This is a genomic window from Roseimaritima sediminicola (assembly GCF_009618275.1).
In the GTDB taxonomy this organism is placed as follows: Bacteria; Planctomycetota; Planctomycetia; order Pirellulales; family Pirellulaceae; genus Roseimaritima; species Roseimaritima sediminicola.
In genome coordinates this window covers 23,480-44,098 of sequence record NZ_WIAD01000037.1, presented here as the reverse complement: position 1 = coordinate 44,098, position 20,619 = coordinate 23,480, and the positions used below count along the sequence as shown (strand labels likewise).

Annotated in this window: 12 protein-coding genes; 5 read left to right on the top strand and 7 right to left on the bottom strand. The window is 62.7% G+C overall.

Annotated elements, in window-relative coordinates; genetic code table 11:
* Positions 1 to 699: 699 nt before the first annotated feature.
* The gene (gene clpX / locus GE027_RS16425; RefSeq protein WP_153558303.1) at positions 700 to 1,974 is read left to right on the top strand and encodes an ATP-dependent Clp protease ATP-binding subunit ClpX; all 1,275 of its coding nucleotides are present in this window, start codon (positions 700 to 702) and stop codon (positions 1,972 to 1,974) included.
* A gap of 164 nt (positions 1,975 to 2,138) precedes the next feature.
* Here clpX and GE027_RS16420 read toward each other — a convergent pair whose 3' ends face one another.
* A complete protein-coding gene (locus GE027_RS16420) occupies positions 2,139 to 2,855 on the bottom strand; it encodes a hypothetical protein (RefSeq protein ID WP_153558302.1) in 717 nt (238 codons plus the stop codon).
* A gap of 314 nt (positions 2,856 to 3,169) precedes the next feature.
* Between GE027_RS16420 and GE027_RS16415 the strand changes: the two genes are divergently transcribed.
* Positions 3,170 to 5,569: a serine/threonine-protein kinase gene (locus GE027_RS16415; protein ID WP_162006770.1), complete on the top strand. Its 2,400-nt coding sequence runs from the start codon at positions 3,170 to 3,172 to the stop codon at positions 5,567 to 5,569.
* Here the strand turns inward: GE027_RS16415 and GE027_RS16410 are convergent.
* A complete protein-coding gene (locus GE027_RS16410; RefSeq protein ID WP_153558300.1) occupies positions 5,532 to 6,875 on the bottom strand; it encodes a hypothetical protein in 1,344 nt (447 codons plus the stop codon). The genes GE027_RS16415 and GE027_RS16410 overlap by 38 nt on opposite strands.
* 594 nt (positions 6,876 to 7,469) lie before the next feature.
* On the opposite strand from GE027_RS16410, the gene GE027_RS16405 reads away from it, so the two are divergent.
* Positions 7,470 to 9,518, top strand: coding sequence for a prolyl oligopeptidase family serine peptidase (locus GE027_RS16405; protein WP_153558315.1), 2,049 nt, complete (start codon positions 7,470 to 7,472; stop codon positions 9,516 to 9,518).
* Positions 9,519 to 9,801: 283 nt separating this feature from the next.
* Here GE027_RS16405 and GE027_RS16400 read toward each other — a convergent pair whose 3' ends face one another.
* From GE027_RS16400 to GE027_RS16385, 4 genes are read right to left on the bottom strand one after another with little or no spacing between them, the layout of a single operon-like run.
* The gene (locus GE027_RS16400) at positions 9,802 to 10,596 is read right to left on the bottom strand and encodes an ABC transporter permease (RefSeq protein ID WP_153558299.1); all 795 of its coding nucleotides are present in this window, start codon (positions 10,594 to 10,596) and stop codon (positions 9,802 to 9,804) included.
* A 10-nt stretch (positions 10,597 to 10,606) separates the two neighbouring features.
* Positions 10,607 to 11,299, bottom strand: coding sequence for an ABC transporter ATP-binding protein (locus GE027_RS16395; protein WP_153558298.1), 693 nt, complete (start codon positions 11,297 to 11,299; stop codon positions 10,607 to 10,609).
* 11 nt (positions 11,300 to 11,310) lie between these two features.
* Complete coding sequence (locus tag GE027_RS16390; protein WP_153558297.1) at positions 11,311 to 14,658, bottom strand: protein kinase domain-containing protein; 3,348 nt, start codon at positions 14,656 to 14,658, stop codon at positions 11,311 to 11,313.
* Between the two features lie 12 nt (positions 14,659 to 14,670).
* Positions 14,671 to 15,993 carry an AAA family ATPase gene (locus tag GE027_RS16385; protein ID WP_153558296.1) on the bottom strand — a complete coding sequence of 441 codons (1,323 nt, stop codon included), beginning with the start codon at positions 15,991 to 15,993 and terminating at the stop codon, positions 14,671 to 14,673.
* 292 nt (positions 15,994 to 16,285) lie between these two features.
* Between GE027_RS16385 and GE027_RS16380 the strand changes: the two genes are divergently transcribed.
* On the top strand, positions 16,286 to 17,401 hold the full coding sequence (locus GE027_RS16380) for an EAL domain-containing protein (RefSeq protein WP_153558295.1): 1,116 nt from the start codon (positions 16,286 to 16,288) through the stop codon (positions 17,399 to 17,401).
* 383 nt (positions 17,402 to 17,784) lie between these two features.
* Here GE027_RS16380 and GE027_RS16375 read toward each other — a convergent pair whose 3' ends face one another.
* Positions 17,785 to 18,438 carry an ABC transporter ATP-binding protein gene (locus GE027_RS16375; RefSeq protein WP_237607587.1) on the bottom strand — a complete coding sequence of 218 codons (654 nt, stop codon included), beginning with the start codon at positions 18,436 to 18,438 and terminating at the stop codon, positions 17,785 to 17,787.
* 142 nt (positions 18,439 to 18,580) lie between these two features.
* On the opposite strand from GE027_RS16375, the gene GE027_RS16370 reads away from it, so the two are divergent.
* Positions 18,581 to 20,602: a LamG-like jellyroll fold domain-containing protein gene (locus GE027_RS16370; RefSeq protein ID WP_153558294.1), complete on the top strand. Its 2,022-nt coding sequence runs from the start codon at positions 18,581 to 18,583 to the stop codon at positions 20,600 to 20,602.
* Positions 20,603 to 20,619 lie beyond the last annotated feature (17 nt).

Sequence of the window (20,619 nt, the reverse complement as noted above, 5' to 3'; positions counted from 1 at the left end):
GATTGCAGCCATGCTGTCGGACGTAGGTGTCGCGGACGGCGGAGCTTTTTTTGTGTGGCAAGCTGGTGCGATTCCACCGCCGAGGACCGGGAACGAGCGTTTAAATCGCTAGCAAAGTCACGAGAAATGACCTAGCAGGCTGACATCGGCCGTCCGGAATTCCGAAATACCCTTTCGGTGACGGACGTTTGTGGGTCGCTCTCGCCCTGTGCAGGGTGGCGGCGACTCGAAAGCGAAGGGTCTCGAACGACTGTGGTGGCGTTATCGATTTATGTCTTATTGCCTGATTGTTTTCACAGTCCTTCGCGATCGTTCCTACAATAGTGGTCAGGACGACCACTGCATCCCGCGTTCCGCTCATCGCACAGGCTTCGGCTTGTCGGTGACACCGTTTTGAATACTTGAAGACTCCGCGGCGGCCGGTCACCCCGGTCGGTTCGGAGAAAGACCTTTTGAACAACCCACGATTGGCTCGATTTTCGAGGACAAGGATGCCCCGAACCCGCAACTTCCGATGGCTCCGGTTGTCACCTGCTGACTGGCTCAGCGGTGATGCCTCCACCGGGGTGGACGCTGCGGGAAGCATTCGAGCTGTGGACCTTCCCAGTCCGTTGTCGAATCCGACTTACGACGTAATGATCGAGCTTGGCTCAGGGCCGCGTCCGCGTCGCGTTTGACATATACAGCAAGGAGCCGTGCATGCCTTCCAAAGAGACTCCCAGCGCCCGCCGTGGTAGCGGAACGACTAAGAAGAACGCTTTCTGTTCGTTTTGTCGTAAAAGCTATCGAGACGTCGGACCCCTCGTCGAGGGGCCGGGCGACGTCTATATCTGCGGTGAGTGCATCGAACTGTGCCAGTCGATCCTGGACCAGGAGCAGCGTCGTCGCGGCCCGAGCAAGTCGTTGTTCGGAGACATCGCTTCGCCGCGAGACATCGTCGAACACCTCGACCAGTACGTGATCGGTCAGGAAACGGCCAAGAAAGTGTTGGCGGTGGCCGTCCACAACCACTACAAACGGCTGAACAACGAGTGGGAAGGGTCCCAGGACGTCGAAATCGAGAAGAGCAATATCCTGTTGGTCGGCCCGACCGGTAGCGGGAAAACCCTGCTGGCTCGGTCCATGGCGCGGATGTTGAACGTGCCCTTTGCCATCGGCGATGCGACCACGCTGACCGAAGCCGGATACGTGGGCGAAGACGTCGAGAACCTGCTGCTGAAGCTGCTGCACGCGGCCGATTTCGATCTCGAAGCCGCTCAGCGCGGGATCCTGTACATCGACGAAGTCGACAAGATCGGCAAGACCAGCAACAACGTCTCGATCACCCGGGACGTCTCCGGCGAGGGCGTCCAGCAGAGCCTGCTGAAGATGCTCGAGGGAACCGTCGCGAATGTTCCGCCCCAGGGTGGACGCAAGCATCCCGAGCAGCAGTACATCCAGATGGATACCAGCAATATCCTGTTCATCTGCGGTGGTACCTTTACCGGCATCGAGGACATCATCCGCAAACGCCTGGGCGACCGCAAACTGGGCTTCGGCGGCGGTGCGAGCATGTGCGACGATTCGGACGTCAGCACGCTGTTGAGCCAGGTGCGCAGCGACGACATCCTGGAATTCGGCTTGATTCCCGAACTGGTCGGCCGTCTGCCGGTGGTCAGCAACCTGCTGCCGTTGGACGCTGCCGGACTGGTCCAGGTGATGCGGGAACCCAAGAACGCGCTGACCAAGCAGTATCAGGCCCTGTTCCGGATGGAGAAGTGCGAGCTGGAGTTCACCGACGGAGCCCTTTACAAGGTGGCCCAGAAAGCCATCGACAAAGGCGTCGGAGCGCGTGGTCTGCGGGGCATCCTGGAAGAGATCATGCTGGACATCATGTACGAGTTGCCCGATCAACCCGAGGGCACCGTGTACACGATCGACGAAACGATCGTCGCCGGAAACCGCAAACTGTTTCCGATGAGCAAGAGCGCTTGATCGAAGTAGCTCGGCTGTCCCAGCCGAGAGTCGCATCGAAATCCAGAACAGCTCGGCTCTCACCAGCCGGGCTGTTTTCGTTTGGTTACCACGCGATGCACAAGCTTCCGTCCAAACGTCTCGTGCGCGGTTTGAAAAGACGCCGGTTTCTAGCCGTGTGGCGCTTAGGCGACGGCCCGGCGGCGTGTCCGCAGTTTCCGTAGGGGGTTCCGGAAGAGCCCCGATAAGCCGAGGAAGGATAGGATGCCAATCGACGTCGGCTCGGGAACCGCTGTGGCGCTACCTGCTCTCGCAACGTGAATCGGGGCAGGCTTAGTGCTGATCAACGAAGCATCCTTTTCATTCGCCGCCATTTGTTGATCTCTAACGCTGAGGGTATCCCCAAATCCTAGTGATAGGTCTCCCGCGCCAAGCGTCGTGAAGATTTCGAGCCGGCCCACTAATAAGATTTCGGAAGCGTTCGTCGGAATACTCGCCGGTTCCGTTTCACCGAATTTTGAAAACATCGCAGCACTGATGTTTAGAGCTTCGGTATTGGGAGCGGTGGCCTCCACCGATTTACTACTCAAGCCCGAAGTGAGGAAGAATGGGTTCAACGCCGCCTGCTTATTCACCGCAAGATCCGACGCATTGTCTACTTCACCAAACCAGAAGTCCGTGCCCGCGGTTCCCAAGTCCGAGCCAAGCACGATGTCGATCGAGTAATCGCTGAGTTGATCGCCACCGGTGGGGGACGTTAAGAGGATGTCCACCAACAGCGGGGTGCCCGGCGTGTACTCGGTAGTGTTCGGCTCCATGGACAACACAAAGCCGGCCGAAGCGTTTTGGGCGATCCCCAGGGAACTGAGGCTGAACAGCAGAACGTAGAGCGCGCGTCGCATACCGATTCCTTTCTACCAGACTGAGAATTGAATTCATTTCATTTGGCTGCGGAAAGCTTTAGGTGGGGAGGGTGTCTTTGTTCACCCCCGTTCTTACCGGCCAACCTTGGGGGTATGTTAGGGTGTGCTTGGACGGGTGTCAATCTGATAAGTCCAGCGGTTCTGGGAGAGGCCAGCGGTTTTGGGAGAGGTAATGCTGGCGGGGTCGGAATACGCAAAGCGAAGCAGCGATCGCTCGCCCGGCGGTTGCTCGGCCGTATAATCGGAGCTGTGCGCTTCGCCCCTTTTCCTTTGCCCTCATGCCGATGGGCCCCATGTCGACGGACCCCTCGATTCACGACGCGACGACGCGGTCGATCGGTAGCGATGCGGCGGCTTCGCCACCGCACAATACGCCCGACGCCGCTCGCCCTCATGTCGCCTCTGGCGAATCGATTGCATGCGATTCTCCTGGGCAACCACCGGCGGGTTCTTCGGGCCGCACGCTGGGCGAGTTCCGCTTGGTGTGCAAGGTAGGGCAGGGGGCGCAGGGCAGCGTTTACTTGGCCGAAGATCTTTCGCTGGCGCGGTTCGTGGCTCTGAAGGTCTCGCGGGCTCGCGGCAAAGAAGGGCAGGTGTTGGCGCGGCTGAATCATCCGCACATCGTCCGCGTCTACCGCGAACAGATTCTCGGCGAAGACAAACTGTTGGCGATGCAGTTCGTGCCGGGCCAAAACCTGCTGGGCTGGATCCGCTGGTTGGCCGCCGAGGGCCGCGAGTCGGGGTCCAGCGAAGCGTTCCAGCGGTGGGCGGCCGATGTTCGCATCCCCGAGCCCTTTGCCGACGCTCGCGTGGCCGACGAACCGGCGGCCCGTCAGGTGCCTGCTGGAGATCATGCTCGGACCGCCGTGTGGTTGATTCATACTGTGGCCCTGGCCCTGCATCACGCGCATCGCCGTGGCGTGCTGCATCACGATATCAAGCCGGCCAACATCATGATCGATACCGCGGGCAATCCGCTGTTGACCGATTTCAATGTGGCTTCGCTGAGCGATGAGGTGCGGCGGACGAGCGTGGGAGGCACGGTTCCCTATATGGCGCCGGAGCACCTGCTGACGCTGCAGGCCTGCATGGGCGAGTCTGCGCGGCCCGAGTCTGCGAGGCCCGAGTCTGTGCGGCCTGGGGGCGATGCGATCGATGTGCGCTCGGACGTGTATTCTCTGGCCGTGGTCCTGTATGAATTGCTTTGCGGTCAAGTTCACTGGCAACCCATCCGGCGCGGTTCGTCGTCGCAGCAAGTCGCCCAGTTGTTGGCCGACCGGCAGTTGTCCGGGCCGCCGCCGCTGAAAGCCATTGCCGGGGTCACACCGGCGCTGGCGGCCATCGTCGACAAAGCTCTTCAGCCGGACCCGAACCGCCGCTACCAGGATGCCGACGCCCTGGCGACAGATCTTCACCGGTGGCTCGAGGGACGCCCGAATCGCTACGCCGCAAACCCTAGTCTCGCCGAGCGCGCGCTGCAGCTGGGTCGACGTCGCCGCCGGACGCTGGCGGTGATCGGAGCGGCGGTGGTGGCCGTCCTGCTGCTCTCAGCCACCGTGCTGTGGCGCGAGTCCGCACGGCTGCAGCAGTGCCAAGTGTTGGCCGATCAAGCCGAAGCCCAGCTGGACGAGGGCCGCGCATCGCGGGCAGCCGAGCGTCTGGGGCGCGCCGAGTCGCTGCTGTCCCAGGTCGTGTGGCTGCCGTACTGGTCCGAGGATGCCAAGCGGCGGGCGACCAGCCGGTTGGCCGAAGTGTCCACCCAAATCCACCAGCTGGAACTGCAGCAGTTCCGCGGGCAATTCGGGCAGATCCGCTTGGCGACCCAGCGCTCCGCCGGCCCGACCGACGGGTCGGGCTTGATCGAGAACGCGCTGCGGACCTACGGCGTGCTCGAGCACCCCGAGTGGCAGGATCGGCCGCCCTTCGCCTCGCTCGACGAGACTGACCGCCGGGCCGTCGCCGAGAACATCAGCGAGTTGCTGTTGGTCTCGGTACTGCAGTCGGCCTCGCGCCGGCATCCCAGCGAGCGGCAGCTGGAAACGGTTTTGGAGCGTTTTCCCCGCGAGCACCGGTCGCTGGCGATCGTCCGTTCGCTCTCTTCGATTCGCACGCGCGAGACGGCCGCGGCCAGCGGGGCCTGGGACGTGGAGCAGTTCGAACTGCCGGTGGCGGAGGAGGTAAGCGATCCGTTCGAGGCGTATCTGGTGGGAGTGGTTTGTACGCTGCAGGACGACTACGAGGCGGCGTATTGGTGGTTCGATCGGGCGGTGTCGCTGCGGCCGCCGGGGACGCCACCGCGGTTCTGGGCCCACTACTGGACGGCCATGGCCTGCCAGCAACTGGGCTTATCCGACGAGGCGCTGATTCACTACGGCATCTGCGTGGGGCTGCGTCCGGACTTCTCCTGGCCCGCCTACAACCTGTCGCTGGTCTGTTTGGAGCATGACCAACGACCCTTGGCCAAACAGTTTCTGCGACACGCGATCGAACTGGATCCGCGGTTCGAACCGGCTTATCTGGCCCTGGCCGGGATACTGGTTCAGGAGCGCGACTACGACGCCGCTGCGGCGGTCTACGACCAGGCTTATGCTTTTGCGCCGGACAGCCCCGATCTGCTGGAACTGCGCCGCCGCATCGAAAGTCGACGGTCTGCCGCTACAGGCCCAGCGTCTCGGCCAGCAGCGTCTCGTTAGCGAAAATTCGGTCGTGAGCGACCCGGCGGCGGCGCGGCCGGTGGCTGCGCAGCACGGCCATGGCCGACAGGCTCAAGCCCGTCACCAACACGCTCCAGGGTAGCAGCCGGGTGAGCAGTCCGTTGTGGGGGTCGCGATCCGCTTGGTCGCTCTGCCGGTCCAGTTGCAACTCCTGAAAGATGTCAAAGCCGTTCAGCATGCTCAGCCGGTCGACCGGGTTACCCACGAAGACATCGATCCATTCGTTCAGTGGCAGCTGGCTGGCGCGGCCCGCTTTGGTTACTTGAACCATCACCTGCGAGAGCCAACGCGGCGGGTCCGTTTCCGATCCGGCCGCCTGTCCATCCGCTTCGCCATTGGGCGAAGATGACCGGTACGCCTGAACCGCATCCAGCAGTTCGCAGCGATCGCCTGACTGGGCGGTGATCGCGCTGGCGACAGTCAGAGCGGGGACGGGGCAGGCCGCGGACGGAAACAGCGGAGGCAGTGCATCGATGGGCCGTAGATCGCCGGCCCGCGGCGGCAGTTCGGTCTGGGACCAAGGATCCTCCGTGTCCTCGCTGGTGATCCCGTCGAGGGCATCGTAGACGCCAGCGGCTTTGGTGGCCCCGTCGTCCAGGTCTGCCGCCACGACAGCCGCAGCTTCGGCTCCGGGTTCCAGTAATTCGGCTACGGCCAACTGGCGGACGGTAAAGTCGAGGGATTCCTCGTTGCGCGCGAGCGAATAGCGCGTCGCCACGCTCTGGGTAAGCGGCACCGCCTGCAGTGAACCGCTGCCGATGGTCAGAACCTCCGAGCCGACCCGTTCGGACTCCATCGTCGGATGCTCCGGCGCGGCGGGCTCGCCAGCGAGGTCGCCGAAGCTGCTGAAGCTGCCGAAGCTGCCGATGTCGGCGAAGCTGCTGAAGTCGGCGAAGTCGCTGACACTGTCGATCGCTTGCGTGTGGCGAGTCAACCGACCTGGATCAAAGCTGGTGATCACGAACTCCGCCGCCGACTGTCCGGGTGCCGCCTCCCAACGGGTGACCACCGCCAACTCCGCCACCGGACGATCGTTCACGAACAGCCGCTGGCGATGTTGGACCGTCACGTCATCGGGGTAACTGGAATCGAACGCGGTCAGAATCGCTTCGTCGGCCGGGGCGATCGAACCGGCCGGTTGGTCGGCCAGGACGGGCACCAAAGTGACGTCCGCAGAACCCCAATCCGCCGCCAAAAGAACGCGACGTTCCAACGATTCCAGTCGCGGACGAAAGTGGGCCAAAGATCGATGCGCACTCGAGCGACGGACAGAATGTCCCCTCATCGTGGACCTCCTTGCTGCACAGCCGGCTTCTAGGAAACCAATCACCAACGACGAACTAAAAACTAGAAAACTAGAAAAAGCGTCAAACCTTCCTGTGGAATGCGAATCTACCACAGTTGTGCGAGCTGGCTAGTCAAAAAACAACGCTTTCAAACAGTCGGAGTTGCTAGCAAAATAGCAGGGTCGCCTTTCGCTCCGCCGAAAGTTGCGGGGCGGTGTTGAGACGACTTTCGCGGAGCGAAAGGCGACGCTCGATAACTTTCGCGGAGCGAAAGGCGACGCTCGATAACTTTCGCGGAGCGAAAGGCGACACTCGAATACTTTCGCGGAGCGAAAGGCGACACTCGATAACTTTCGCGGAGCGAAAGGCGACACTACCGGTCGGCGGCGGGAAAGGTGACAATGGTCCCGGTCGGGTGAACGGCTTCGACCAGTTTTGATAACGAGATTTCCTTAGAGAGGTTTGGCGTGCATTTTAAACGTGTGATTCGCAGCGTGACGGTCCGGCGGGTGGCGGTCGCCTTTGTGTTGGGTGCCTCCCTACCGCTGGCCGCCCAAGAACCGTCTTCCGAACCCCCTGCTTCGACGCCCTCCATGAAAACGTTTGACTATCCCGAATCGCTCCGCCAAGACGTCACGGACGACTACCACGGTACCGACGTGGCCGATCCCTATCGCTGGCTGGAAGACACCGAAAGCGAGGCGACCGCGCGCTGGGTCGAGGCTCAGAACCGGCTGACCAATTCCTACCTGGAACAATTGCCGCAGCGGGCTGGGCTGGAGCAACGGCTGGAGCAGCTGTGGAACTACGAACGCTTTGGCATGCCGGTGCACCGCGGCGACACGTTCTTCTATACCCACAACGATGGGTTGCAGGATCAGAGCGTGCTGTACAAGGCGGATTCCTTGGACGCGGATCGGCAGGTGCTGTTGAACCCGAATCGGTTGAGTGAGGATGGCACGGTCGCGCTGGCCGCCTGGCGTCCCACCGATGACGGGCGGCTGGTTGCCTACGCCACGGCCGATGGCGGCAGCGATTGGCGGACCTACCGCGTTCGCGATGTCGCCAGCGGCGAAGACCTGCCCGACGTGATCGAGTGGGTCAAGTTCAGCGGGGTGGCTTGGAACGAAGACGCCAGCGGGTTCTTCTACGGCCGCTACGAGGCTCCGGCCGAAGGCGAGGAATTAACCGGTACGAATTACAACCAGACGTTGTACTTCCACGCAATCGGCACTTCGCAAGACGAAGACGTGATGGTCTACCGCCGGCCCGACCACAAGGAATGGGGATTCCAGCCGGAGGTCAGCGAGGATGGCCGGTGGTTGGTGATCAATAACTGGAAGGGCAGCGAACCGCAGAACCAGATCTTCTTGAAAGACCTCTCGCGCGAGGAGGCGGCTGTCGAACCGTTGATCGAGGGGTTTGATGCCGAGTACTCGTTCATCGCCAGCGATGGCACGACCCTGTACTTTCTGACCGATCACGAGGCCCCACGCCGGCGGGTCATCGCGATCGATGCCCAGCAGCCCCAACGTGAGCATTGGCGGGAGGTCATCCCCGAACAGGAGCACGTGCTGGAATCGGTGAACCTGTTGGGGAAGCGTTTCTTCACCGTGGGGCTCGACGGAGCGGTCGGAGTGGCGCAGATCCACGCGCTCGACGGCACGCTGATCAAACCCGTGCCGCTGCCCGGCCTGGGAACGGTGGGCGGTTTCGGCGGCCGTCGCGATGCGAAACAAACGTTCTTTACCTTTACCAATTACGTCACCCCGCCTTCGATCTATCGTTTTGATTTGCAAGACGATTCGATCGAGCTGTGGCGCAAACCCGAAGTCGACTTTCCCAGCGACCAGTACGAGACCACGCAGGGTTTTGCAACGAGCGCCGATGGCACGCGCGTGCCGGTGTTGATCACCGCTCGCAAAGGCCTCCGCCGCGACGGCACGAACAAGACGTTGTTGTACGCCTACGGCGGTTTTAATATTTCGATCACGCCCCAGTTTTCGCCGGCGGTCGCGGGTTGGTTGGACGCCGGCGGTGTGTACGTGGTGGCGACGCTGCGGGGCGGTGGAGAATTTGGCCGGCAGTGGCATGAAGCCGGGATGCAGGAAAAGAAACAGAACGTCTTTGACGATTTTATTGCGGCCGCCGAGTACTTGATCGCCGAGAAAGTTACCCGCTCGGAGAGTCTGGGGATCTACGGTCGCAGCAACGGCGGATTATTGGTCGGTGCCGTGATGACCCAGCGACCGGACCTGTTCGGTGCATGCCTGCCGGCGGTGGGCGTGATGGACATGCTGCGCTTCCATAAGTTCACGATCGGTTGGGCTTGGGTGACCGAGTTCGGCAGCAGCGACGACCCCGAGCAATTCCAGACGTTGCTGAAGTATTCGCCGCTGCACAACCTTCGGCCCGGCACGTGTTATCCCGCCACGCTGGTGACGACCGCCGATCGCGACGACCGCGTGGTGCCGGGGCACAGCTTTAAGTTCGCCGCCGCCCTGCAGGCCGCGCAGTCCTGTCAGCAACCGGCGCTGATCCGAATCGAGACCCGAGCCGGCCACGGTGCCGGTACGCCGGTCAGCAAGTTCATCGAGCAGTACGCCGACATGTGGGCCTTCCTGCTGGCCAACCTGCGTTAGACCAGTGGCTTAGGCTGCCAGCCTGTGAGTTGCCTTTCGCTCCGTCGAAAGTCGCCCGCGATGCCTACAGCAACTTTCGCGGAGCGAAAGGCGACACTGGCGCCGGCCGCAGCAACTTTCGCGGAGCGAAAGGCGACACTGGCGCCGACTGCAACAACTTTCGCGGCGCGAAAGGCGACACTGGCGCCGGCCGCAGCAACTTTCGCGGAGCGAAAGGCGACACTGGCGCCGGCCGCAGTGACTTTCGCGGAGCGAAAGGCGACACTGGCGACACTGGCGACACTTATCCGTCCTGTTCCAGCCACAGCAGTTGGTGCTCGCGGGTCGTCACCCGCCGCAGACTCAGCAGGACCGCGCCGACGGTGCCCATGGCCACGGCGGCGGCGATCAGGAACATGATCACGATTTGATACCGGACCGCGTCCAGCGGCTCCGCGCCGGCCAGCAATTGTCCGGTCATCATTCCGGGCAGGCTGACGATGCCGGCGACGGTCATCGTGTTCAGAATCGGAATCATCCCGGTTCGGATCGCGTCGCCCGTAATGGGGGCGACGGCTTCGAACCGGCTGGCGCCCAAGACCAGACGGCCCTCGATTTCGCTACGCCGCTGTTGGGTGCCGACGACGAACCGTTCCATTCCCAGCGAGATCCCGGTCAGGGCGTTGCCCAGGATCATGCCCAGCAGGGGAATCGCATACTGCGGATGCCACCAGGGCTCCGGCGTGATCACCAGCTGCAGGGCGAGGACGGTCACGAACCATCCGCTGAAGGCGACCGAAACGATTGCCGCCCCTTGTTTGCCTGGGAAACCGATGTGAGTGCGGCTGGCGGCTGCGCGGCCGGCGATCACGGTCATGATCAGGATCAGCGCGGCGACAGCGGGCCAGGAATCGATCGCAAAGATCGTGTTCAGCAGATAGCCGATCAGCAGCAACTGGACGGTCATCCGCAGCGACGCGACCAGCAAGCGTTTTCCCAGTCTCAGTTGCAGGACCAGCGAGATCGCGCCGTTGATCAGGATCAAAGCGGCCGCCACGGCGACCTGCCACCACGCCAACGAGATGTATTCGGTTTGCATTCGCGTCCTGCTAGATGATCTTTCCGGCTTGCAGCCGCCAGTGGACGGTGGCGATCCGCTGTTGCTGGGCCCGGTCGTGGGTCACCCAGATGGTACTGCGCTCGGGGCGGTCGGCAAGCCACTCGGCGATCCAGCGCTGAGCCACTTCGGTCATCTCCCGGTCCATGGCCGAAGTGGGTTCGTCCAGCAACAACACCCAAGGCTCCAGCAACAGCGCCCGCAGCAGTGCCACCAGCTGCCTTTCGCCACCGCTGAGCCGCCGAGCGGGTTGATCCAGAAAGGTTTTCCCACGGCCGCAGACGCGAAGGTGTTCCAGGGCTCGCGAGCGTGAGAAACGATGGCCCGCCGCCCGGTGGTGTCGCCACGCGTAGGGCAGCCGCAATTGATCCTCAACCGTGCCGGAATCCATAACCGGGTGCTGTAGCAACAGGATCACCGCCGCGCGGTAGGCCGGGATCGCGGACGCATCGAGCGGTTGGCCGTTCCACGTCAGGCGGCCACCGTCGAGCGGGTCGAGGCAGGCCAGCACGCGAAGCAGCACCGATTTGCCGGCTCCGCTGGGCCCCGATAGAGCCACTCTCTGGCCGGCACCCAACCTCAGGTCGACGTCGCGGAGCAAGGCTCGCGGCGGCGATCCGGCCACGCGCCGCAGTCGATGACCGCGCAGTTCGACCGGCGGGGCACTAACGGTGGGAGCAGGCATGGTGACGCCCGTTACAGCTGGTTGGGCCAGTCCACATCGACGCGGCTTTGCAGACGAGCGGCGATCTTTTGATTGCCGCCCAGTGAAGCGCCGAGCCGCTTTAACATGTCCGGCAGGGGAATGTCCTGGGCTTCATGAATCAGAGCCGGTTGTGTACCAGGAAGCACGACACTTGTCACGGGGCCACCGCTGATCCGTTCCAGCCGCGGTTTGAGCTCGCGTTGTTGCTCTTGCGAACCGACGACCAACAGTAATCGCTGTTTGCCTCCCAGGTCCAACAGCGCTGGCCGGGCGGTCTGCAGGGCGGCGGCCAGTGGTTCGTCTTTCTGGGCCGATACGGATTCGCTGGCGTGTGGACTCGCGTCTGGCTCGGCGGCGCGGTGCTGACGGCTGGCCTTCTGGACGGTTCGCAGCAATGACTGCGCATCCGGCGCTTGCTGTACTTCCAGCAGGGGCAAGCACAGCAGGTTTGCCGCGAGCGTATCGTGCAGTTGGTCGACGTCCGCCTGCAACCGTTCTCGTTTCTCGTCGGTTCGTGGAGTCAAGGGGCATGGCGTCAGCGGATCGTCTCCCCCGGGCGAGCCCAGCCGCTGGGCCGCTTGTTCGAGCGTTTCCATCTGGGCGGCCAGTTGCTGAGCAAACTCGCTCAGTCCTTCGGCCACCAGGGCCATCCGGTTCGCCATGCCTTGTTGGGCGGCCTTGTGCAGCATCGCGTCCATCCGGCGGGCCGCGTATTCCATCAGGACTTCCATTTCCGCGGTGCTTTGCGGTTCGCCTTCGGGCAAGCCCGCCGGCGGGGCTGGCCGCGGCGCGACGATGCGAACATTCTCGGCTTCGGCCCGCATCCGCTGGGCCAGACGCTGGACGGTTTCGGCGGCGGTGCACAGATCGATGCGGCGATCTCGCAGGCGAACGGCCAGCTCCTGACGCAGAGCGATCAGGCGAGCGTCGGCCTGTTGGCGATGCGCACGGCCGCCTCGCAACTCTTCCAGATGCGGCGCCAGTTGAAGCTGTAACTTTTCATCGCTTAAAAGCGTTGTGATCGGCCACCGGGCCAGCAGCTTTAACAGCGCCACGCGACGGGCGGCCGCGTCGATCGGCCACTGCTGCCACTGCTGTTGTTCGAAGGAGTCGGTCAGGAAGCCGCACGTGGGTACCAGGCGTTCCAGGATCGAAGGAACCAACGCCCGAGCTTCGTGGATCCGGCCGGTCCACATGCGGAGCAGGTCCGTGACCACCAGCGGGCGGAGTGCGGCGTCGTCCGGGCCGGCGTGAGGCGAAAGTTTCACGATGCCCAGCGAGCGGATGGCCGGTTGTGTGATGCCGATTGTCGCGGGTTTTGCCGGTTTTGCCGGTTTTGCCGGCTCGGCCGGTTCGGAGTTTTCCGGGTTTTCGTGGCGGGCGGCGGCCAACAGGTTTCGCATGCCCTGGCTGCTGTACCAGATGTATTCGGCGATCGTCGCTGCGGCCCAGTCGTTGCCGTCGGTGCGTTCGTCGCCCGCCAAAACGTAGCTGGTTCGCAGCGGCGAGCGGGCCGCCGGAACGCTGGGCCAACCGGCCCCCTGGTCACCGGGATAGCCGTTTTCGGGGCGCAGGTAGAAGGCCAATTCGTTCAGCGCTGCTGCGGCATCGGCGTTGCCCAAGGCGTTGCGGGAAGGCGGTCCGGTCGTACTGCCGGCCATCAACGGAATCACTTCGCTTTGTTCCAAACCGGACTGATCCAGCAGGTGTCTCAGCAGGTAGGCGATGTCCAGCAACATGCCGCTGCCGGTGCCGCCGGTCAGTGATCCGGTCAGGTACACCGTGGGCGGTTCCGGCGAATCGGCCGCCGTCTGAGCGATGGCTTCGGCCAGGGCGGTTCGGATGGCTTGCCCATGATCGACCATCGCCAGGCGGCCCAGGGGACGCATGCCCTCGGTGCTGCGGCTGCGCGGAACGTTGTAGATCCAGCGACGGCTGATACTGCGAAGGTGATCCGTGCCGGCCTGGCGATACTGTGCGGGCGAGCGCAGGGGTGCATAGACGGTGCGGCACGGCGAACGACCATCGGGTCCTTCCAGCGAACGCAGCAGGTGCAGTTTCTCTTGGTCGGTGTCGATCAGGATCGAATCGATCCGCTCGGCCGGTTCGCGTTCGCAACCGCGGATACGCTGATGCAACTCCAGCAAGACGTCGGCCCCCAGCCCACCGACGGCGACCACCAGCGCGCCCGCCCTACACGTATCGTTGACGACCGAGGTGGACAGTCCCGGCAGGTGCTCCACCGGGGCGCTGGCCGGTCCGCCGGCGGGTTCGAACATCCCGGTTTGCGTATCGCTTCCGATCGGTTGGGGACGGCCGGAGGGGCGTACACGAACATCCTTGCCGCGGGCGCTGGCCAGGGCTTCGACCAGTTCGCGGCAGCCGGCGTAACGTCGCTGGGGGTCTTTCTCCAGAGCGCGCGCGAGGATCGGTCGGTCGCAGGGCGGCAGGGAATCCAGATCGGGCGTGCTGTGGATGTGCTGGGTCGCGAGCTGCGCGATCGTGCGTCCGCTGAAGGGGCGTTTGCCGGTCAGCAGTTCCTGGTACATCACGGCCAACGAATACTGGTCGCTGTGCCGACTGGGCCGCCCATCGAAAACTTCTGGCGGTGCATAGACCGGCGTCAGCCCGCCGATCATCGAACAAGCTTCGTCGCGGAGATCCTTCAATAAGCCGAAGTCGGCGACTTTGACGTGGCCTCCCACCAACAGCAGGTTGCCGGGTTTGATATCCAGGTGTTGCAGCTGGAATTTTTCGTGCAGGTAATCCAGCGCATCGGCGGTGTCCCGCAGATACGACAGCAGGGCGGCCCGGGGAATGCCGCAGGAACCGCGTTCGATCTGCCGGTTGTAGACGTCCTCCAGCGAACCATCGGCCAGCTCCGACACGATGACCAAGCGATCCTCGACGAACTCGTACCGTTCCAGGGTCAGCAGAAACGGATGATTGACGCCCGTCATATGCTCCAGCGAGCGTAGTTCTCGGCCGGCACGCTTTTCATCGCGGGCGCCGAAGACGAACTTGATGGCTTTCAGAAACCCGCCCGGCGCAATCGCGCTCCAGACTTCGCCGAACCCTCCTTTGCCGATGGGCTCCTGCAGCACATAGCCGGCGATCGGTTCGTAACCGGCGCACAACGTATGGATGCCCTGGCCAGAGGCTTCGGGCGTTCTCACGCGTCCGGCCTTGGGCTGCGTGGGCGGGGCGGCAGCGACGCGGGGCAGGGCGGCCGGCGAATTGCGGTCGGCGTCGCGCGGCGGGGGTAGCAAAGGCGAAGCGGGGGCGTCCGCCGACGGCAGCGACGGCGAACTAAGCGGTGGCCGATTGGGGGTGGTCATGGAAGAGAAACCCTACAGTTCGCTGAAGTAACTCAGGCAGGCTTTGTCGAGAAATTCGGGACGCAACTGTGGCGACAGCTTGCGGTACTTGCAGAAATTGTTGACCTGCGTCAGCAGATCCCGCGGGTGGCAGCGCCGCAGCGGACGACCTTCCTGGCGGTAGCGGGCGAGGAGATGTTCGGCCGCTTGACTGCCGTGGGAGAATCCAAACGACTCAGCTACGGCTTTGGTGATACCGCGAAATTCTTCTTCCGACGGATCGTCCACAAAAATCTTGTAGGGAACGCGGCGCAGGAACGCCTCGTCGACCAATTGATCGGGATTCAGGTTTGTCGAGAAAATAATTAATTGTTCGAACGGCGTTTGAATCTTCTTGCCGGTGGGCAACGTCAGGAAATCGTGACGGCTTTCCAGTGGCACGATCCAGCGGTTCAACAGCTCCTCGGGCTGGATTCGCTGGCGGCCAAAGTCGTCGATCAACAAACAGCCACAGTTGCTTTTCAGCTGCAACGGCGCTTCGCAGACGTTGCTGCGTTTGTCATGCCGCACCTCCAGGTTGTCCATCACCAACTCGCCTCCGACAACCACCGTCGGACGTTGGATGCGGAGCCAGCGACGGTCCCACTCCTGAGCCAGCACGGTGCCTTCGTCGACCGGCACGGGAGCTTCGCGGTGGAAGGCGTCGTCCTGCAGTTTGATCAGGTTGCCGTCGTCGAGGATCGCATGCGGGATCCAGATCTCCTGGCCCAGGCACTGGGTCAGGCAGCGGGCGATGGTCGTTTTGCCGTTGCCCGGTGGTCCGTACAGAAACAGTCCGGAGTTGCTGTTGATGGCCGGGCCGAGTTGATCCAGCAATTCGTCCTGGTAGGAAATGCGCTGCAGGGCATGTTGCAGTTGGTCGCGATCGATCGGGTCCAAGCCGGCGGCCTGCGCTTCGACGCTGAGCACGTAATCGGCCAGCGGCACCGGTGCCGGTCCGGTGTAGGAGCACTGCTGCATATGGACCTGAGCGGCGCGTTGCCCGTTTTCGGTCAGCGAATAGTAGTAGTCGTTGAAGGGGGCCGGACGCACGTGCGTGACCAGTTTGCGGGTCCGCAGTCGTTCCAGCAGCGGTTCGATCACGCGAAACGGCAGCCCCGTGCGTTCGCTGATCGTACGACCGCTCAGCGTCCCGATGGTCAACACGGTTTTCAGGATCAGCGCCTCGATAAACGATTCGCTCAATCCCGTTTCGCTCAGGTCCCGAGGCGTTACCGGCCAGAACGTGTCGTCGGACAGCAGGCCATGCAGGAGGCCGGATTCGATCGTATGGGTGTCTCGCAGCGCGGCAGACATAACTGGACAGTTCCGATTGTGGTTTTTCGAAGGTGACCGTGCGACACCTTGCGTGCCGCACCATAAGATCCTCGCTTTCTGGAAAAACTCCGTTGAACCCTAGCTCACAGTTCACGCCGCCCATCGTCTCGGGGGGGAAGGTCCGAAGAAAAAGGTGGCGTGAGGGCAAAAAAGCGACGCTTTTGGCGGAGCCTGCCCCCCACACTTGCTATCGGTGTCCTAGATTTGGGTGATCCGTGTTCTGGCGAGATCCTTTGGTCCTTTTGCTTAACGGCTATGTTGATCCCCAATCATGACCTGGTCTTCCTCCCCATCAGCCACCGACTCGATCCGCTGTAGCACCGTGGCCAGTCAAGACGTGTGGTTTCTCTCTGGTGCCACCCGCAGCGAAGAGGATGTTCGTCATATTCCCGTCGACGAAAATCCCTTTGTGGTCGGTCGTAAACCGGGCGTGACGCTGTCGCTGCACTTCCAAACGGTCAGCGGGCATCATGCGTCGCTGTGGGTGGAGAATGGCGAATTGTTCGTCAAGGATTTGGACAGCACCAACGGCACGTACGTCAACGGAACCCGCATCGATCGGCCGACCCCGGTTTGTGAAGAGGATCTCGTCCATTTTGCCGAAGCGCCGTTTCGCGTCCGTCGCCAAAGCGCGACGGGATTGAATTCCGGCACGATCGCCGAGAACGTATGCGACCAGGCGCTGGCGCTGGTTCAGTTCGATCGGCTGATGAGTCAGCGATTGGTCGTGCCGCATTTTCAATTGATTCTCGACCCCCGCAGCCATAAGCAGGTCGGGTTCGAAGTCCTGGGACGCGGACGGGTGTTCGGACTGGAATCGGTCGGGGCGATGTTTCAAGCGGCCGAACAGCTGAGCCTGGAAGTGGAACTGAGCCGGTTGCTGCGCTGGGAGGGGGTGCGCGTGGGACGCGACCTTCCCGAAAGACCCACCCTGTTCGTCAATACACACCCCAAAGAAATGATCGGCGAGGGTTTGGTCGAGTCGCTGGGCAAGCTCCGCGAGATGGCCGGCAACACGCCGCTGGTGCTGGAGATCCACGAAGCGGCCGTGACCGAACCGGCGATGATAAAGCACCTGCACAGCCGCTTGCAGGATTTGAATATCCAACTGGCCTACGACGACTTCGGTGCCGGGCAAGCGCGGCTGTCGGAATTAATCGAAGCGCGACCCGACTGCCTCAAGTTCGACATCTCGCTGGTCCGCGGGATCGATCAAGCCGACCCGCATCGTTATCAGATGCTCAAGACGTTGGTGCGGATGGTGCGTGACCTGGACATCCTGGCCCTGGCCGAAGGGATTGAAACGGCCGAGGAGGCGGAGGCCTGCCTCGACATCGGCTTCGACCTCGCCCAAGGTTTCTATTACGGCCGCCCCGCGCCGGCCTAGTGTCGCCTTTCGCTCCGCCGAAAGTAGCAGAGTCGCCTTTCGCTCCGCCGAAAGTAACAGAGTCGCCTTTCGCTCCGCCGAAAGTAGTAGTGTCGCCTTTCGCTCCGCCGAAAGTAACAGAGTCGCCACCGTTTGATCGCTGGAGTCCAGGCTTTAGCCGCTCCGAGGTACTGCATCCAAAAGTGCCGACTGCAATCGCCTAAAGGCTAGACTCCAGCGCCATCGCCGGACTCGCACCTACCCCAGGGTGAACAGCATCACGGCCAGAGCCACGGCGGCGATCAGACCGATCAGGGTCGAACCCAGCACGTACAGCACGATCGCGCCGGTGTTGGAGCGGCCCGTCATGCCGTTGTACTTTGCACCGCAGTGTTGACCGTATTCTATTTTTCCAGCTGTCCCTGTTCCAGTCGCACGATCCGGTCGGCCAGGGCGAGGGCTTCCGGGGCGTGATGCGTCACGTGTATGACGGTGATTTCGGTTTCTTGCTTTAACTGGACCAGCACCGCTTGCAGGTCCCGGCGGGCGGTTTCGTCCAGGCCGCTGAGCGGTTCATCCATCAGCAACACGCGGGGTTTGAAGGAGAGGGCCCGGCCGAGCGCCACGCGTTGAGCTTCGCCGCCGCTGAGCCCTCCCGGAGTCCGGTCCAGCAGTTCCTCGAGGCCCAACAACCGCGCCAGTTCGGCCGTCCGAGCCTCGCGGTGATGGCGGTCGACACGGCGCAGCCGGAGGGCAAAGTGCAGATGTTCGCGAACGGTCATCGCCGGAAACAAGGCTCGGTCCTGCGGCACGTAACCGAGCCGGCGGTCGCCCGGCTGCCAATCCGTAACGTCGGTTTCGTCCACGTAAATCCTGCCGCGTTCGATGCGCCGCAGGCCGCAGATCGCTTCCAGAATCGTCGTCTTGCCCGCTCCGCTCTTGCCCATCAAGGCCACGTATTGGCCACCGGCGACCCTCAGCCGGAGGTCGGCCAGCCGAAAACTACCTGAGCGGATACTGACGTCGCGAAGTTCGATCATGCCACTGGACAAAGCCACGATGAAGGGCGGATGAAGTTCCGCGGTTTAAAGCTCGTTGATTGTAGGCCAGCACTTAAACATCCGGCGAGCCGTCGGTATAAACTTGAAGGCGACGATTTCTCCGCCCTCCCTCCCTCCCACCCTCCTGCGTTGGTTCTGCATGCGATATCTAGCCGTTTTTCTGGTCCCGCTCTGTCTGCTGGGTGTTGGTTCGGTGGCCACCGCCCATCCGCCTACCGCCGCTGACAACGCTTCCGCCGACCACGATCACGACCACGGTCACGATCATCCTCACCCGCCGGGCGAGGCGCCCTTTACTACCCGCGTGCAGGCGCGCGTTCTGCCGTTGGCCAAGCAGGAAGACGTCTTTCATTTCGTCGTCTACGGCGACCGCACCGGCGGCCCTCCCGAAGGCTTGCGCGTTCTGGAGCAAGCCGTTCGCGATACGAACCTGCTGGATCCCGATCTGGTGATGACCGTGGGCGACTTGATTCAGGGCTACAACACCAGCGAAGAATGGCTGCCGCAAATGAAAGCTTACAAAGCGGTCATGAACGGTTTGAACATGCGTTGGTTCCCCGTAGCCGGAAACCACGACGTGTATTGGCGCGGCCCGGGACCGGCTCCCGAAGGCCAGCACGAGAGCAATTACGAAAAGCACTTCGGGCCGCTGTGGTACTCGTTTCGGCACAAGAACGCCGGCTTCATCGTCCTGTACAGCGACGAAGGCGACCCGGCGACCAACCAGAAAGGATTCAACAGCGGCAAGCTGCAAACGATGAGCGACGAACAGCTGGAGTTCCTGCAGCAGGCTCTCGAGCAATTGGCCGACCAACAACACGTGTTCGTGTTCCTGCATCATCCCCGCTGGATCGGTCGCGGCTATGCCGGTGGCAACTGGGATGTGGTGCATGAAAAATTGAAAGCCGCCGGCAATGTCAGTGCCGTGTTTGCCGGACACATCCACCGGATGCGCTTCGACGGCGCCAAGGACGGGATCGCCTACTACACCCTGGCGACCACCGGGGGGCACCTTTCGGCCGAGATTCCCGACGCGGGCTACCTGCATCATTTGAATCTGGTCACCGTGCGTCCGGACAGTTACAGCGTGTCGGCCCTGCCCATCGGTGCCGTGATCGACCCCAAGGAGTTCACCCCCGAGTTTCGTGAACAGATCGCCAAAGCTCGCTCGATCGTGCCCACCGAGACGGCCAACGATCTGATGTTGAATCTGGATGGTTCGGTCAGCGGCCAGACGATCCTGCAGCTTCACAATCCCTGCGAGCGTCGCGTCGAGGGCACGTTGTCGCTGGCGGCCGGTCGCAATTGGTCCTCATCGCTGGATCACTACCACTTTGAAATCGAACCGGGCCAAGCGATCACGGTGCCGGTGCAGGTGCGGCGGCAAGCGATCGACAGCCGCGATGTGTCCCTGCCGCGCGTGCGGGTCGACCTGGAATACGTCGGTCAATCGGCGCGGATCCGGTTGCCCGAAACCGAAACCCCGCTGGGCCTGCAATTGGCTGGCGTCCCGGCAGATTATTTTTCCGCCGAGGTGAATCAGTGTCTGCGAGTCGACGGAGACGCCTCGGCCGTTCGTGTGCCTTCGAAAGGCTTGAAGATCCCCACCGGTCCGCTGACGCTGGAGGCCTGGGTACGGCCGAGCGATTTGACCGGCAATCGAGCCATCGTCGCTAAGACGCAGCAGTCGGAGTTCGCGATCTTTATGAACGAAGGGGTACCCAAGTTTGATATTCACGTGGGCGGTTCGTACGTTTCGGCGGCCGCCGGCGCGCCGCTGGTCAAGGATCGCTGGACGCATTTGGCGGGCGTATTCGACGGCCAGCAGGTGGCGTTCTACGTCGATGGCAAACAGGTGGCGACGACGCCGGCCAAAGGCAAACGCCGGACCAACGACCTGCCGCTGTACGTCGGTGCCGATCCCGACGGCGGTGGCCAGCCGACGCGGAGCTTTGCCGGAGCGATCGACGAGGTGCGTCTGTCGGCCGCGGCGGTCTATTCCGGCGACTTCGAACCGGCCCGGCGACTTGCGCCGCAGTCGGATACGCGTTTGCTGTTGCACCTGAACCGCAGCATCGGACCGTTCGTGCTGGACCACAGCTCCACGGCCCACCACGGCTTGCTAGGCCGCGGAGCGACGCTGGTGCCGGTAGCGGAGTAGCCGACGTCGCCAGACTT